The sequence below is a fragment of the Microbacterium sp. WCS2018Hpa-9 genome (assembly GCF_031843745.1).
Lineage (GTDB): Bacteria > Actinomycetota > Actinomycetes > Actinomycetales > Microbacteriaceae > Microbacterium.
The window spans coordinates 597,173-610,319 of record NZ_JAVTIY010000001.1 but is presented as its reverse complement, the minus strand read 5'-3'; the positions used below and the strand labels follow the sequence as shown (position 1 = coordinate 610,319).

Sequence of the window (13,147 nt, the reverse complement as noted above, 5' to 3'; positions counted from 1 at the left end):
CATGCTGATCGCCTTCTCCGTCGCACCGAGCGGCGTCCCCTCCGACGGCACCGAGCGCTCCGACGCGTCGGTCCACGATGCGGTCGCCGCCGCAGTCCGCGTCGTGCGGGAGTCGGGTCTGCCGCACCGGACGACCAGCATGTTCACGGAGATCGAGGGCCCGGACTGGGACTCGGTGATGGATGTCGTCAAGCGCGCCACCGAAGCAGTGATGCCCTTCGGCTCGCGGGTGTCGCTCGTGCTCAAGGCCGACATCCGCCCCGGCTACACGGGTGAGCTCGATGCGAAGATCGAGCGGCTCGAAGCGGCGATCGACGACGCGGACACCCCGTAGAATCGACGGGTGAATCCCTCGACTGAATCGAGGGGTGCGGCGAAGTGGGCGCTCCTCTCCCTCGCCATCGGCAGTTTCGGCATCGGCATGACCGAGTTCGTCGTCATGGGCCTGCTGCCCAACATCGCTGACGAGCTGCTGCCCACGCTGTGGGCGAGCAGCCCTGAAGACGCGCTGAGTCAGGCAGGATGGCTGATCTCGCTCTATGCGCTCGGCGTGGTCGTCGGTGCTCCGACGATCGCCGGCTTCGTCGCCCGCTACCCTCGGCACCGGGTCATGATCGGCCTGGCGCTGGCGCTGACCGTGTTCAACGCGCTCACGGTGTTCCTGCCGACCTTCGAGCTCGTGGGCGCCTCGCGGTTGCTCGCCGGTCTGCCGCACGGAGCCTACTTCGGCATCGGCGCGCTCGTCGCGGCAGAGGTCATGGGGCCAGGCAACCGCGCCAAGGGCGTCGCCTTCATCCTCACCGGACTCACCGTGGCGAACGTGGTCGGAGTGCCACTGGGTACCTTCCTCGGTCAGGTCTGGGGATGGCGCGCAGCCTTCGCGGTCGTGACTCTCGTCTTCGCGCTGGCGACGGTGTGCATCGCATTCTTCGTGCCGAAGCACCCCGGCTCGCCCGGGCGGACCATGCGCGAGGAGCTCGGTGTCTTCCGCATTCCCCAGGTGTGGTTCACCCTCGGCGTCGGCGCGATCGGCTTCGGCGGCTTCTTCGCGGTCTACAGCTACATCGCGCCGCTGGTGACCGAGGTGGCCGGCTCTCCCGAGTGGGCGGTGCCGATCGTGCTGGTCCTGATGGGGCTCGGAATGACGGCGGGCAACCTCGTCGGCGGACATCTCGCCGACATCGACCTGCGACGCACCCTGCTCTTCGGACTCGCGGCGATGGCCGTGGTGTTCGCGCTCCTCGCCGTGCTCGCATTCTGGATCGTCACACTCGCGCTGCTCGTGTTCGTGGTCGGCTTCGTGTCGTCGGTGCTCAGCCCGACGATCCAGACGCGGCTGATGGATGTCGCCGGAGACAACCAGTCGATCGCCGCAGCGATGAACCACTCTGCACTCAACATCGGCAACAGCCTCGGCGCATTCCTCGGCGGCATGGTGATCGCCGCCGGTTGGGGCTTCGTCGCGCCGTCATGGACCGGCGCGGCGCTCGCGGTCGCCGGCCTCTTGATCGCCCTGCTGTCGTATCGCTCAGAGGCGCGCAGGCCGGTGCTCGTTGCGGCGTGAGCGGTGCGCCGCCTCATAGAGTGAGGCTGTGACCGACCTCGACGATCTGCCCGTCGCCGGAACAGCCGTGCTGCTGCGTCCGACGCCCGACGGCTTCGCCGTGCTGCTGATGCGCCGGCCCGACAGGGGCTCGTTCGCGGGGGCCTGGGTGTTCCCCGGCGGCAAGGTGGAGCCGTCCGACCGCCGCGAGGGGGCGGACGAGAGCGACGATGCGCGCAGGGCGGCTGTTCGCGAGACGGCCGAGGAGGTCGGCCTGGTCATCAGCGATCCGGTGCTGCTGTCGCGCTGGCAACCGCCGCTCGAGGCGCCCATCCGCATCCGGACCTGGTTCTTCCTCGCCTCGGCTCCCGATGATGAACCGCGGTTCTCGGTCGACGAGGTCGTCGACGTGGCGTGGCTGAGCCCGGCAGAAGCCCTCTCGAGGCACGCGACGGGGGAGTGGACGCTCTTCCCTCCCACCTGGGTCACCCTGCACCAGCTGGGCCGTTTCTCCTCGGTGGATGACGCGCTCGCCTCCGGCGGGGTGGCGCAGCGCTTCTCGACCCGAGTGGTCGATTCGCCGCAGGGCAGGGATTTCGAGTGGGACGGCGTGCGGCTGCGCACCGGTTCGCTGCCCTGGACGATCGACGAGAGCTAGCTCTCGAGCAGGCGCCGCAGATTGCGGCCGACCGCCTCTGTCTCGATGAGGAAGCCGTCGTGCCCGAAGTCGCTGGTCACCACCACCGCCTCGGTGCCGTCGAGGGTGTTCGGGATGCTGCGGGCGATGCGGTGCTGGCCGTCGACGGGGAAGAGCCGGTCGCTGTCGATCCCCAGCACGAGCGTCGTGGCTGTCACGGCGCGCAGCGCCTCTTCGACGCCCCCGCGGTCACGGCCGACATCATGCGAGTTCATGGCCTCGACGAGGGTGATGTAGCTGTTCGCGTCGAAACGGCGGGTGAACTTGTTGCCGTGGAAGTCGAGGTACGACTCGACGGCGAAGCGACCGCCATGACCGAGAGGCGACACTCCGGACTGCCACGAACGCTGGAATCGCTGGTTGAGCTCGATCGGGCTGCGGTAGTTCAGCAGCGCCATGCGCCGGGCGAGCGCCAGGCCGCGATGCGGGCCGTCGCCGTCGGCCAGGTCGTAATACTCGCCACCCTGGAAGCGCGGGTCCATGCGGATGGTCTCGAGCTGCACCGTGTTCAGAGCGATCTGATCGGCTGTCGTGACGGGCGGGGAGGAGAGCACCGCGAGGCGGGCGACGCGCTCAGGGTGCGTGACGGCCCATTCGAGGGCGTGCATCCCGCCCATGGATCCGCCGATCACGGCGGCCCAGGTGTCGATCCCGAGGGAATCGGCGAGGCGCACCTGTGCTGCGACCTGGTCGCGGATGGTCAGATAGGGGAAGCGGGATGCCCACTCGTATCCGGAGGGCGCGATGCTGGCAGGGCCGGTGGAGCCCTGGCATCCGCCGAGCATGTTCGGAGCGATGACGAACCAGCGGTCGGTGTCCAGCGGCGCTCCGGGCCCGGTGACGTCCTCCCACCAGCCTGCGGTGGGGTGCCCCGCTCCGGCGCCGCCGCGCACGTGGCTGTCGCCGGTGAGCGCGTGCAGCACCAGGATCGCGTTGTCGCGGGCGTCGTTCAGCTCGCCCCACGTCTCGAACGCGAGACGGATGCCGGGGAGCTCCGCACCGCTCTCGGTCGGGAAGGCGCCGAACGAGGCGAAGCTGCGTCCACCCGCCGGGTCTCCGTCGCGCCAGGCGCCGGTCGCGGGTGGTCGTGCGCGAAGCAGACGCACGTCGGCCTCCGTCACGGGTGCCGAGGGCACCGTGTCTTCAGAGGTCGTCTGCCAGTCCATGCTCCCATTCTCGCCTGGCACGCGGCCCGTCGGACGCACGTTACGCACCCGGGTGCGCCGGAGGCGGATCCGCCGTCCTGTGGACTCAGAAAGCGAGAGTCGTCATGGTCGCGAGGTGGTCGCTGCTGCCGGCTCGCATGGTCGTCGAGCCGAGCACGGCCAGGCCGCGCACGAAGACGTGGTCGATCCTGGCGAGCGGCAGGGCGGCCGGCCAGGTGAAGCCGAGGGTGCCGTCGGTGGGTCTGACCCAGTCGAGCTGCGACCGCACAGCACCCAGCGCCGGGTCGGCAGAGGCGGCGTTGAAGTCGCCGACGACGACGACGGACTCGGCGGTGTCGGCAGCGACGGCATCGGCGATACCGGACAGCATCGCGTCTCGGTCGTCCTGCACTCCCGGCCGCACGGAGGCCGCGTGCATGACGTACACGGCGACATCGGCATCCGGCGCGTTCACCACCACGCGCAGCGCGCGCTTCCAATCGAGACCGAGTGACAGCGCCTGAGCATCGGCGATCGGGAGGCGGCTCCACACGGCGACCGTGCCGATCGCGTAGGAGTGCGGGTAATCGGCGGCGAGAGTATCGCGGGCGGCGGCGAGGCTGTCGGCGTCGAGCTCCGTCAGTGCGATGACGTCGGCACCGGATGCGGCGAGGTCGGCTGCGGATTCCGCTGCGCCGCCGGAGTGCGCACGCACGTTCTGGCTGACGATCGCGACGGTGGACGTCTGGTCAGCGGCACCCGATGCGAAACCGGGAGCGGAGGGCGCGATCGCCAGCACCCAGACGAGGATCGGCACGAGCAGAACAAGGAAGACACGGCGGGCGCGGATCAGTGCGATCACCGACAGGATGCCGAGCGCGAGGCCCCACCAGGGGAGGAGCGCGGCCGACGCGGTGCCCACGACTCCGGGGACCCAGACGCCCACGACCGTGATCAGCACCACCAGTCCTGCGACGGCGATGATGCGCCCCGAGCGCGCGTTCGAGCGTCGGCGTGTCGGCGAATTCGTCGTGGCGGTGATCGTGAGCTCCTCGGGCAGGCATCCCATTGTCGACCTCGCTGTCTGTGCACCGGCCGTACGCGCCCCGAAATGAACAGGTGCCCCGAGCCGAAGCCCGGGGCACCTGCCGTGTGCGACGGATGGGTCAGGCGCGAGCGGCCTCCGACACGCGGCGAGCCGCGCCGAGCGCCTCGTCGAGGTCGGCCTTGAGGTCGTCGATGTTCTCGATGCCGACCGACAGGCGCACGAGTCCAGGGGTGACGCCGGCCGTGAGCTGCTGCTCGGGCGTGAGCTGTGCGTGCGTGGTCGACGCCGGGTGGATCACGAGCGAGCGCACGTCGCCGATGTTCGCGAGGTGGCTGAACAGCGACAGGCTGTTCACGAACTCCCGACCCGCCTCGACGCCGCCCTTGAGCTCGAACGACAGCACCGCGCCGACGCCCTTGGGGGCGTACTCGTTCGCCTTGGCGTACCAGGGGGAGGAGGGCAGGCCCGAGTAGTTGACCGAGGCGACGTCGTCGCGGCTGTCGAGCCACTCGGCGATCTCCTGCGCGTTCTGCACGTGACGCTCGATGCGCAGCGAGAGGGTCTCGATGCCCTGGATGAGGTTCCAGGCGCTCTGCGGTGCGATGGCCGAGCCGAGATCGCGGAGCAGCTGCACGCGGGCCTTGATGATGTAGGCGAGCGGGTCGCCGACGGCTGCGGTGTAGCTGGCGCCGTGGTACGAGGGGTCGGGCTCGGTGAGTCCGGGGAACTTCTCGACGTTCTTCGACCATTCGAAGGTGCCGCCGTCGATGATCGCGCCGCCGATGGTGGTGCCGTGGCCGCCGAGGAACTTGGTCACCGAGTGCACGACGATGTCGGCGCCGTGCTCGAACGGGCGGATCAGATACGGGGTGGCGATCGTGTTGTCCACGATCAGCGGCACGCCGCCCTCGTGCGCCACGTCTGCGACGGTGCGGATGTCGAGGATGTTGATCTGCGGGTTGCCGATGGTCTCCGCGAAGAACAGCTTGGTGTTCGGGCGGATTGCGCGGCGCCACTCCTCGGGGTCGTCCTGGTTCTCGACGAAGGTGACCTCGATGCCGAGCTTCGCGAGCGTGTACTTGAACAGGTTGTAGGTGCCGCCGTAGATCGAGCTCGACGACACGATGTGGTCGCCGGCTTCGGCGATGTTGAGCACCGCGAACGTCGACGCAGCCTGACCGCTGGCGAGGACGAGGGCGCCGGTGCCCCCCTCGAGTGCCGCGAGGCGCTGCTCCAGGACGTCCTGGGTCGGGTTCTGGATGCGGGTGTAGATGTTGCCGAACTCGGCCAGGGCGAACAGGTTCGCTGCGTGGTCTGCGCTGTCGAACACGTAGGACGTGGTCTGGTAGATGGGCGTTGCGCGGGCCTTGGTCACCGGGTCGGGAGCAGCTCCGGAGTGGATCTGCTTCGTCTCGAAACGCCAGGTCTCGGGTGCGGACATGTGTTCCCCCTGGAACTGTTGGAAGGTCGGTTCGACTGATGTCGTTGATGCGACAGTACGGAACATCGGCGGCTGTCAACAGTGACCGGGAAATGTGACGTAATGAACTCGGACCGAATCCGCGGGCTGATGAGCCGGGCGATCAGGCGTGGCTGAGCAGTCTTGCGGCCCACGTGCGTGCGGTCGCGAACGGCTCGGCGAAAGTCGTCATCCCGACCGTCACGATCGCCCCCTCGTACAGCAGCATCATCGCCTGTGCCATCGCGCGGGGGTCGGGGATTCCCGCCTCGGCGCAGAGCTCTTCGAACACGTCGAGCAGCCAGACCTTCTGACGAGACACCTCGGGGAACACGGGGTGGTCGTCGTTGCCGTCTCCGATCTCTGCGCGCGCATTGATCGCGCTGCATCCCTTCGGGCTGTTCTCGTCTGACCAGGCGATGGCGGCGTCGAAGATCGCGAGCACGCGATCGGGGCCGGGCTCGGGCACGCGCGAGAGATGGGCGGCCACATGCTCCCGCCACCGAGCGTCGCGGTGCTGCAGGTAGGAGACGACGAGCGCCTCCTTCGATCCGAAGCGGTCGTAGAGCGTCTTCTTCGTGACGCCGGCCGCCTCGGCGATCGTGTCGACGCCGACTGCGTGGATGCCGCGTTCGTAGAAGAGCCGCGATGCGGCGTCGAGAACGCGCTGACCTCCGGGGGTGAGCGGGGCGAGCTCGGGAACGGGCTGCGTCATGCGATCGACTATACCAGTCTGTATAGTCGAAGAATGAGTAAACAGATCGGTGTACTTCGCGCAGTGGTGACGGTGGCCGCCGCCGTCGCCTTCATCGTGACCTGGAGTTCGGGATTCATCATCCCTGCGTACGCCGCGGTGGACGTGCCGCCGCTGACGCTCCTCGTGTGGCGGTTCGTGCCTCTGGCCGTCGTACTCCTGACCGTCCTCCGTCTCTCTGGTGGGGCGAGGGGCCTGAGCGCTCGTGATCTGCGCGCGCAGGGCACGATCGGACTCTTCGCGCAGTTCGGATACTGCTTCGCGGTCTATGGCGCCGTCGCCGCGGGCATCGCCACAGGGACGGTCGCGCTCATCGACGCGGTGCAGCCACTCGTCGTCGCCGTCCTCGTCGGTCCGGTGCTCGGTCTGCGAGTGCGAGGTGCGCAATGGGCCGGGCTCGTGATCGGAGCGGTCGGTGTGCTCCTCGTGGTGCGTTCTCAGTTCGGGTCCTCAGAGGCACCTGTGGTGGCGTATCTGCTGCCGGCCGTCGCGATGGTCTGCCTCATCATCGGCACCCTGCTGCAGCGGAGGTCGGCGGTGAAGAGCGGCGTGCTCCTCACCCTGACCATTCATGTGACGGTGACCGCGGTGCTGCTGCTCGTGATCTCGGTGGCGACCGCAACCCTGATGCCACCGGCGTCGGCCTCGTTCTGGCTCGCCGTCGTGCTCACCGCGGTGTTCCCGACCCTCGCCGCCTACGGACTGTACTGGTGGCTGCTGCAGCGAGTGGGAATCACGGCATTGCAGGCTCTGCTGTTCCTGATCGCGCCGGCGACGTCGCTCGCCGGCAGCATCCTGCTGGGAGAGCCGATGACCGTCGTCACCGTCGCGGGGTTCATCCTGTGCGGAATCGGCGTCGCGGTGGTGCTCACCAGCGAGGCGAGGTCGCAGGCGACGACCGCATCGACGGCCCGAAAGCGCGACGTGGCGGTGCACGAGGCGAGATAGTCGGCGGAACATCGTACGGTGGAGGAATGGTCAACAGGCGTGCAGTCGTGACGGGTGCGAGTTCGGGTATCGGAGAGGCCACGGTGCGTGCGCTGCGCGCGCGGGGCTGGGGAGTCGTCGGAGTCGCACGACGTGCGTCCCGCCTGGCAGCGCTCTCGGCGGAGACGGGCGCCTCGACGATCGCGTGCGATCTGACCGACCCGGATGCCGTGGCAGCGCTTGTCACGGAGCTCGAGGCCTCGGGGCCTGTGCATGCTCTCGTGCAGGTCGCCGGCGGAGCACGGGGGACGGACCGCGTCGAGAACGCGTCGATCGACGACTGGCAGTGGATGTATGACGCGAACGTGCTCTCGAGTCAGCGTCTGGTCGCAGGTCTCCTGCCCCTGCTGAGACGGGCGGCCGCGGCAGACGGGCACGCCGACACGGTGTTCGTGACGTCGACGGCCGCACAGGTGGCCTACGCGGGCGGAGGCGGCTACAACGCCGCCAAGGCCGCGCAGGCGATGCTCGTCCATGCTCTCCGCCTCGAGCTGAACGGCGAGCCGATCCGTGTCGCCGAGATCGCTCCGGGCATGGTGCATACCGAGGAGTTCACCCTCAACAGGCTGGGAGGCGACTCGGTCGCCGCCGAGGCCGTGTACTCGGGCGTCGAGGCGCCGCTGCAGGCCGAGGATGTCGCCGACGTGATCGCCTACGCGCTGGACGCCCCCGGACACGTGAACCTCGACCTCATCACGATGCGCCCCGTGGCGCAGTCGGCGAATCATCTGCTCGCCCGCGGGCCGCTGCGCGTGCGACCGATCGACTGATCGATGACTGCGAGAACTCTCGCCGAGCTCGCCGACGACGGTCTCATAGACCCGGGATGGGCCGACGCACTGGCTCCGGCTCAGCAGACGATCACCGCCCTCGGCGAGCGACTGCGCGACGAGCATGCGGCAGGTCGGGGCTACCTTCCTGCGGGAGATCACGTGCTCCGCGCGTTCGAACGCCCGATGTCCGACGTCAAGGTGCTCATCACCGGTCAGGACCCGTATCCGACTCCCGGGCATCCGATCGGTCTCTCGTTCGCGGTCGACCGACACGTGCGCCCGCTGCCGCGCAGTCTCGGCAACATCTACGCCGAGCTCGAGAGCGACTTGGGCATCCCTCCCGCGTCGCACGGAGACCTGACCGCGTGGAGCGACCAGGGTGTGCTGCTGCTGAACCGCGTGCTGACGGTGCGCCCCGGCGAGGCGGGATCCCATCGCCGGTGGGGATGGGAGCAGGTGACCGAGCTCGCGATCCGCGCCCTCGTCGCCCGTGACCAGCCGCTCGTCGCGATCCTCTGGGGAAAAGACGCCGCGAACCTCCAGCCGCTGCTCGGCACCACCCCTGTGATCGTGTCTGCGCATCCGTCGCCCCTGTCCGCCCGCCGGGGATTCTTCGGCTCGCGGCCGTTCTCGCGCGCGAACGAGCTGCTCGAAGGACTCGGTGCGAGCCCGGTCGACTGGCGCATCGGCGGCGAGCCCCCTCTAAGCTGATCGCATGCAGTTCGAGCCCGGTGATCGCCGCCGTGTGCTGCCGCGCCATCTGCGCCCGCAGCCGGAACCCGAGGTGTTCTCGTACTCGATCCGTCCTGCACGCTCAGGCGATCTGCCCTACGTGCGCGAGATCTACAACCACTTCGTCAGCAACTCGGTCGTCACTCTCGATGAGCGGCGCAGCAGCATCCCCTACTGGCGCGAGAAGTTCGCGCTGCTGTCCAAGCTCGGCCTGCCCTTCCTGGTGGCGGTCTCGCCGGCAGGAGTCGTGATCGGGTATGCGCTCGCGCAGCCCTGGGCGGGCAAGAACGCCTATCGGTACACCGTCGAGGACTCGATCTACCTCGGGCCGGGGGCCGGCGGCAAAGGCCTCGGAGCCGCGCTGCTGCAGGCGCTCATCGACGCATGCGAGCAGCTCGGCATCCGCGAGATGGTGGCGGTGATCAGCGACACGAAAGCCGATGCGTCGATTCGCCTGCACGCCAAGCTCGGATTCGTCGAGGCCGGGCGCATGGGCCGCGTCGGGCACAAGTTCGGCCGCGACCTCGGCACCGTCTACATGCGTCGCGCACTGCGCCCGAGCCGTCGGCGCAAGTTCTTCAGCACGAGCTCCGGGCGCTGAGAGCCGCGCTCACGCCGGGGGAGCGGGGATCACCGGGATCGCCGCCAGAAGCGTCTTCGTGTAGTCCTGCGTCGGACGAAGCAGCACGTCTGCGGTGGCGCCTCGCTCGACGATGCTCCCGTCCTTCATCACGACCACGGTGTCGCAGAGGTTCTGCACCACGCCGATGTCGTGCGACACCAGGACGAGTGTGAGGTCGGCGGTGCGTCGCAGCTCGATCAGGAGCTCGAGGATCTGAGCGCGGACGGTCACATCGAGCGCCGACAGCGGCTCGTCGCCGACGAGGATGCGAGGGCGGTGCACGATGGCCCTCGCCAGAGCGATGCGCTGCCGCTGCCCGCCCGAGAACTCGTGCGGGTACCGATCGCCCATCTCGGGCTCCAGGCCCACCTGTTCGAGTACTTCGCGCACCCGGGCTCGGTGATCTCCGTCGATGCCGAGCGCCCAGAGTGGCTCGCGGACGATCTGCGCAGCGGTCATCCTCGGGTCGAGCGATGCGTAGGGGTCCTGGAACACGAGTCCCGTCTGACGGCGCAGCCAGTGCAGCGACCGCGCGGATGCCGAGGCATCCACCGCTTTCCCGTCGACCGTGACGGTGCCGGACGTCGGGCGGTCGAGGCCGAGAAGCAGCCTGACGAGGGTGGACTTGCCCGAGCCGGACTCGCCGATGATGCCGACGGACGATCTCTCGACGATGTCGAGATCGGTCGGAGCCAGCGCGGTCTGCCGCCGGGTGCGCTCGAACGTCGACCGCTTCGGGATCACGAAGTCGCGCCGCAGCGACCGCGCCTCGATCAGGCTCATCGCGTGCCTCCCTCAGGACGCCAGAGTGTCGCGGCGGCGTCACGGAGGAGCCCTTGCGTGATCGGGGACGCCGGGGCGGTGAGGAGCGTGCTCACAGGCGCAGCCTCGACGACCCGACCGTCCTCGAGGACGACGCCCTGGGTCGCGACCTGTGCGAGCACCGCCAGATCGTGGGTGATGAACATCAGGGACATGCCCTGTTCCTCGACGAGGCTCAACAGCAGCGAGAGGATCTCGGCCTGGATCGTCACGTCGAGAGCGGTCGTCGGCTCATCGGCGATGAGCAGGCGTGGTCGGCACGCGAGTGCTATCGCGATCGCCACCCGCTGCCGCTGACCGCCCGACAGCTGATGCGGATAGCGATCGACGATCGATGAGGGGTCTGGCAGCCGCACGCGTGCCGCCTCCTGGATCGCACGCTCGCGGGCTTGTCGCCGACCGATGCCCTCGTGGATGCGGATCGACTCGGCGATCTGCCTGCCGATCGTGCGGATCGGGTTCAGTGCGGTGCGGGGCTCCTGGAACACGATCCCGATCTCGTCGCCGCGCAGTCTCGCGAGTTCGCGATCCGGCAGGCCGATCAGCTCGGCGCCGTTCCAGCGGATGCTGCCGCTCGCGACCGCCCCTTCGGGAAGCAGGCCGAGAACCGCGAGGGCGGTCAGCGACTTGCCGGAGCCGGATTCGCCGATCAGGCCGAGACGGGATCCGTCCGGCACCTCGAACGAGATGCCGTCGACCACGGGGCGTCCGTCGATGCGGACGACGAGGTCTGTCACCTCGAGGCTCATGCGATCACCGCCGGTGTGTGGATCTCGGCCGCGCGGTGGCGCAGCGTGGGGTCGGTGGCCTCGCGCAACCCGTCACCGAGGAGGTTGAGCGCCAGCACGGTGATCGTGATCGCGAGGCCCGGCCAGATGACCGAGAGCGGGTGCACTCCGATGTAGCGCTGCAGGTCGGCGAGCAGCAGTCCCCAGCTCGGCTCCGTCACCGAGGCGCCGAAACCGAGGTACGACAGACCGGCCTCGGCGAGCACCGCGACCGCCATCGACCACGAGAGCTGCACGATGAACACGGGGGCGACGTTCGGAAGAAGGTGACGAGCGAGGCTCTGTCCGGCAGTGAGACCGGACGCCCGCGCGGCGAGGACGAAGTCGCTCTGCTGCACGCGGCGCAGCTCGGGCCTCGTGACGCGGGCGATGTTGACGCCGAAGCCGATCCCGACCGACCAGATCACCACCCACAGCGAACCGCCCCAGACCGACGAGATCATCATGGCGATCAGCAGCACGGGGAAGGCGATCAGGATGTCGACCAGTACGGCCACCGTCTCTCGCAGCCAGCGGGCGGTGAGCGCTCCGAGTGCGGCGAGGGCGATGCCGACGAGGGTCGCGATGACGCCGGCGCCGATGCTGACGAAAACCGTCGTGCGAGCGCCAGCCATGAGGAGGCTGAGGATGTCGCGGCCCGTGTCGTCTGTGCCCAGCAGGTGCGGCCAGCTGGGGATCGCCCAGCGGTTGCGCACGTCGGACTCCTGGGGATCGAACGGGGTCCAGAACAGCGAGACGAGTGCGGTGAGCGCGATGACGGCGACGACGATCAGGCCGAATCGCCCGGTGGCCGTGCGCCACAGTCTCGCAAGCCAGCCGGGCATCACGCCTCCCTCTGTCGAGGGTCGATCGCGCGATGGATCAGGTCGACGAGGAATCCCACCACGAGCACGAATCCGGTGAGCACGAGGAGTTCGCTCTGCACCTTGATGAGGTCGCGGGTGCCGACGTCGGCCACCAGCATCCGTCCGATCCCGGGAAGCGTGAAGAGCTGTTCGATGACGACCGACCCGACGATGATCCCGGCGATCTGAAGTCCCAGCACGGTGATGATCGACAGACCGACGGCGGGGATGCCGTGCGAGATGAGTGCGCGGGTGCGCGTGAGCCCCTTGGCCGCCGCCGTGCGGACGAAGTCCTGGCCGGCCGCCTGCAGGGTGGCGCTGCGGACGAACCGCATGAGCATGGCCCCCTCGACGATCCCGATCGTGAGAGCGGGCAGCAGGAGCGACTCGATCGCCTTCCAGGGAGTGCTCCACCCGGTGCGCGGGAAGCCCTGCGGCGGAAGCCAGCCGAGCCAGACCGAGAAGACGACGATGAGCATCATCCCCGCCCAGACGACCGGCACGGCCGCGAGGGCCTGTGCGCCGACGCTGAGGATGGTGCCGCCTCGGCCGCCGCGGCGCAGCGCGGCCAGGATGCCGAACGGCACCGCGATGAGCACGGCGATCAGGAGGGCGAGGATCCCGAGGGGAACCGTCACCTGCGCCTTCTCGAGAAGCTCTTCGCCGACCGAGGCTCCCGAGAGCAGGGACGTGCCGAGATCACCGCGGAAGATGCCCCCGATCCACTCGGCGTACTGCGCGGGGAGGGGGCGGTTGAGACCCAGCGATTCGCGGAGCGCCTCGACCTCGGTGGGAGAGGCCTGGGTTCCCGCGATCAGCTGCGCGACGTCGCCGGGAAAGACCCGCAGTGTGAGGAAGATCACCGCACTCGACACGAGGAGCCCTGCGATGAGCAGGACTCCTCGGACGAGCGCGTAGCGGATCACGAAGTG

The 13,147-nt window shown here is 68.9% G+C and carries 15 protein-coding genes; 7 read left to right on the top strand and 8 right to left on the bottom strand.

What is annotated here, in order from left to right; all coding sequences use genetic code 11:
* The first annotated feature begins 1 nt into the window (after position 1).
* The 3 genes from RQG82_RS03105 to RQG82_RS03095 are packed head-to-tail and all read left to right on the top strand — an operon-like array spanning position 2 to position 2,201.
* Entirely contained in the window at positions 2-334 is a 333-nt protein-coding gene (locus RQG82_RS03105; protein WP_311257658.1) for a thiamine-binding protein, read from the top strand.
* A 9-nt stretch (positions 335-343) separates the two neighbouring features.
* Positions 344-1,564 carry an MFS transporter gene (locus RQG82_RS03100; protein ID WP_311257657.1) on the top strand — a complete coding sequence of 407 codons (1,221 nt, stop codon included), beginning with the start codon at positions 344-346 and terminating at the stop codon, positions 1,562-1,564.
* 28 nt (positions 1,565-1,592) lie between these two features.
* Positions 1,593-2,201 carry an NUDIX domain-containing protein gene (locus RQG82_RS03095; protein ID WP_311257656.1) on the top strand — a complete coding sequence of 203 codons (609 nt, stop codon included), beginning with the start codon at positions 1,593-1,595 and terminating at the stop codon, positions 2,199-2,201.
* Here RQG82_RS03095 and RQG82_RS03090 read toward each other — a convergent pair.
* The 4 genes from RQG82_RS03090 to RQG82_RS03075 all read right to left on the bottom strand — a co-directional run bounded on the left by RQG82_RS03090 (position 2,198) and on the right by RQG82_RS03075 (position 6,607).
* A complete protein-coding gene (locus RQG82_RS03090; RefSeq protein WP_311257655.1) occupies positions 2,198-3,406 on the bottom strand; it encodes a homoserine O-acetyltransferase in 1,209 nt (402 codons plus the stop codon). The two genes, RQG82_RS03095 and RQG82_RS03090, sit on opposite strands and share 4 nt — an antisense overlap.
* A gap of 85 nt (positions 3,407-3,491) precedes the next feature.
* Positions 3,492-4,454 carry an endonuclease/exonuclease/phosphatase family protein gene (locus tag RQG82_RS03085; RefSeq protein ID WP_311257654.1) on the bottom strand — a complete coding sequence of 321 codons (963 nt, stop codon included), beginning with the start codon at positions 4,452-4,454 and terminating at the stop codon, positions 3,492-3,494.
* Between the two features lie 97 nt (positions 4,455-4,551).
* Complete coding sequence (locus RQG82_RS03080; RefSeq protein ID WP_311257653.1) at positions 4,552-5,874, bottom strand: bifunctional o-acetylhomoserine/o-acetylserine sulfhydrylase; 1,323 nt, start codon at positions 5,872-5,874, stop codon at positions 4,552-4,554.
* Between the two features lie 142 nt (positions 5,875-6,016).
* Complete coding sequence (locus RQG82_RS03075) at positions 6,017-6,607, bottom strand: helix-turn-helix domain-containing protein (protein ID WP_311257652.1); 591 nt, start codon at positions 6,605-6,607, stop codon at positions 6,017-6,019.
* A 33-nt stretch (positions 6,608-6,640) separates the two neighbouring features.
* On the opposite strand from RQG82_RS03075, the gene RQG82_RS03070 reads away from it, so the two are divergent.
* The 4 genes from RQG82_RS03070 to RQG82_RS03055 are packed head-to-tail and all read left to right on the top strand — an operon-like array spanning position 6,641 to position 9,739.
* A complete protein-coding gene (locus tag RQG82_RS03070) occupies positions 6,641-7,594 on the top strand; it encodes a DMT family transporter (RefSeq protein WP_311257651.1) in 954 nt (317 codons plus the stop codon).
* 26 nt (positions 7,595-7,620) lie between these two features.
* The gene (locus RQG82_RS03065; RefSeq protein WP_311257650.1) at positions 7,621-8,403 is read left to right on the top strand and encodes an SDR family oxidoreductase; all 783 of its coding nucleotides are present in this window, start codon (positions 7,621-7,623) and stop codon (positions 8,401-8,403) included.
* Between the two features lie 3 nt (positions 8,404-8,406).
* Positions 8,407-9,117, top strand: coding sequence for a uracil-DNA glycosylase (locus RQG82_RS03060; protein WP_311257649.1), 711 nt, complete (start codon positions 8,407-8,409; stop codon positions 9,115-9,117).
* A 4-nt stretch (positions 9,118-9,121) separates the two neighbouring features.
* A complete protein-coding gene (locus RQG82_RS03055; protein WP_311257648.1) occupies positions 9,122-9,739 on the top strand; it encodes an N-acetyltransferase family protein in 618 nt (205 codons plus the stop codon).
* A 9-nt stretch (positions 9,740-9,748) separates the two neighbouring features.
* Here RQG82_RS03055 and RQG82_RS03050 read toward each other — a convergent pair whose 3' ends face one another.
* Genes RQG82_RS03050 through RQG82_RS03035 form a run of 4 tightly spaced genes read right to left on the bottom strand, consistent with a single transcriptional unit; the run spans position 9,749 to position 13,141 of the window.
* On the bottom strand, positions 9,749-10,543 hold the full coding sequence (locus RQG82_RS03050; protein ID WP_311257647.1) for an ABC transporter ATP-binding protein: 795 nt from the start codon (positions 10,541-10,543) through the stop codon (positions 9,749-9,751).
* Complete coding sequence (locus RQG82_RS03045; RefSeq protein WP_311257646.1) at positions 10,540-11,331, bottom strand: ABC transporter ATP-binding protein; 792 nt, start codon at positions 11,329-11,331, stop codon at positions 10,540-10,542. The genes RQG82_RS03050 and RQG82_RS03045 overlap by 4 nt, the downstream gene beginning before the upstream one ends.
* On the bottom strand, positions 11,328-12,194 hold the full coding sequence (locus RQG82_RS03040; protein ID WP_311257645.1) for an ABC transporter permease: 867 nt from the start codon (positions 12,192-12,194) through the stop codon (positions 11,328-11,330). The genes RQG82_RS03045 and RQG82_RS03040 overlap by 4 nt, the downstream gene beginning before the upstream one ends.
* Positions 12,194-13,141: an ABC transporter permease gene (locus tag RQG82_RS03035; RefSeq protein WP_311257644.1), complete on the bottom strand. Its 948-nt coding sequence runs from the start codon at positions 13,139-13,141 to the stop codon at positions 12,194-12,196. Before RQG82_RS03035 ends, RQG82_RS03040 begins: the two co-directional genes overlap by 1 nt.
* Positions 13,142-13,147 lie beyond the last annotated feature (6 nt).

What these genes read in the sequence shown, in the direction of transcription:
- RQG82_RS03105 (WP_311257658.1), top strand. Translation starts at nt 2, where the DNA reads ATGCTGATCGCCTTCTCCGTCGCACCGAGCGGCGTCCCCTCCGACGGC.
- RQG82_RS03090 (WP_311257655.1), bottom strand. Translation starts at nt 3,406, where the DNA reads ATGGACTGGCAGACGACCTCTGAAGACACGGTGCCCTCGGCACCCGTG.
- RQG82_RS03085 (WP_311257654.1), bottom strand. Translation starts at nt 4,454, where the DNA reads ATGGGATGCCTGCCCGAGGAGCTCACGATCACCGCCACGACGAATTCG.
- RQG82_RS03080 (WP_311257653.1), bottom strand. Translation starts at nt 5,874, where the DNA reads ATGTCCGCACCCGAGACCTGGCGTTTCGAGACGAAGCAGATCCACTCC.
- RQG82_RS03075 (WP_311257652.1), bottom strand. Translation starts at nt 6,607, where the DNA reads ATGACGCAGCCCGTTCCCGAGCTCGCCCCGCTCACCCCCGGAGGTCAG.
- RQG82_RS03070 (WP_311257651.1), top strand. Translation starts at nt 6,641, where the DNA reads ATGAGTAAACAGATCGGTGTACTTCGCGCAGTGGTGACGGTGGCCGCC.
- RQG82_RS03065 (WP_311257650.1), top strand. Translation starts at nt 7,621, where the DNA reads ATGGTCAACAGGCGTGCAGTCGTGACGGGTGCGAGTTCGGGTATCGGA.
- RQG82_RS03060 (WP_311257649.1), top strand. Translation starts at nt 8,407, where the DNA reads ATGACTGCGAGAACTCTCGCCGAGCTCGCCGACGACGGTCTCATAGAC.
- RQG82_RS03055 (WP_311257648.1), top strand. Translation starts at nt 9,122, where the DNA reads ATGCAGTTCGAGCCCGGTGATCGCCGCCGTGTGCTGCCGCGCCATCTG.
- RQG82_RS03050 (WP_311257647.1), bottom strand. Translation starts at nt 10,543, where the DNA reads ATGAGCCTGATCGAGGCGCGGTCGCTGCGGCGCGACTTCGTGATCCCG.
- RQG82_RS03045 (WP_311257646.1), bottom strand. Translation starts at nt 11,331, where the DNA reads ATGAGCCTCGAGGTGACAGACCTCGTCGTCCGCATCGACGGACGCCCC.
- RQG82_RS03040 (WP_311257645.1), bottom strand. Translation starts at nt 12,194, where the DNA reads ATGCCCGGCTGGCTTGCGAGACTGTGGCGCACGGCCACCGGGCGATTC.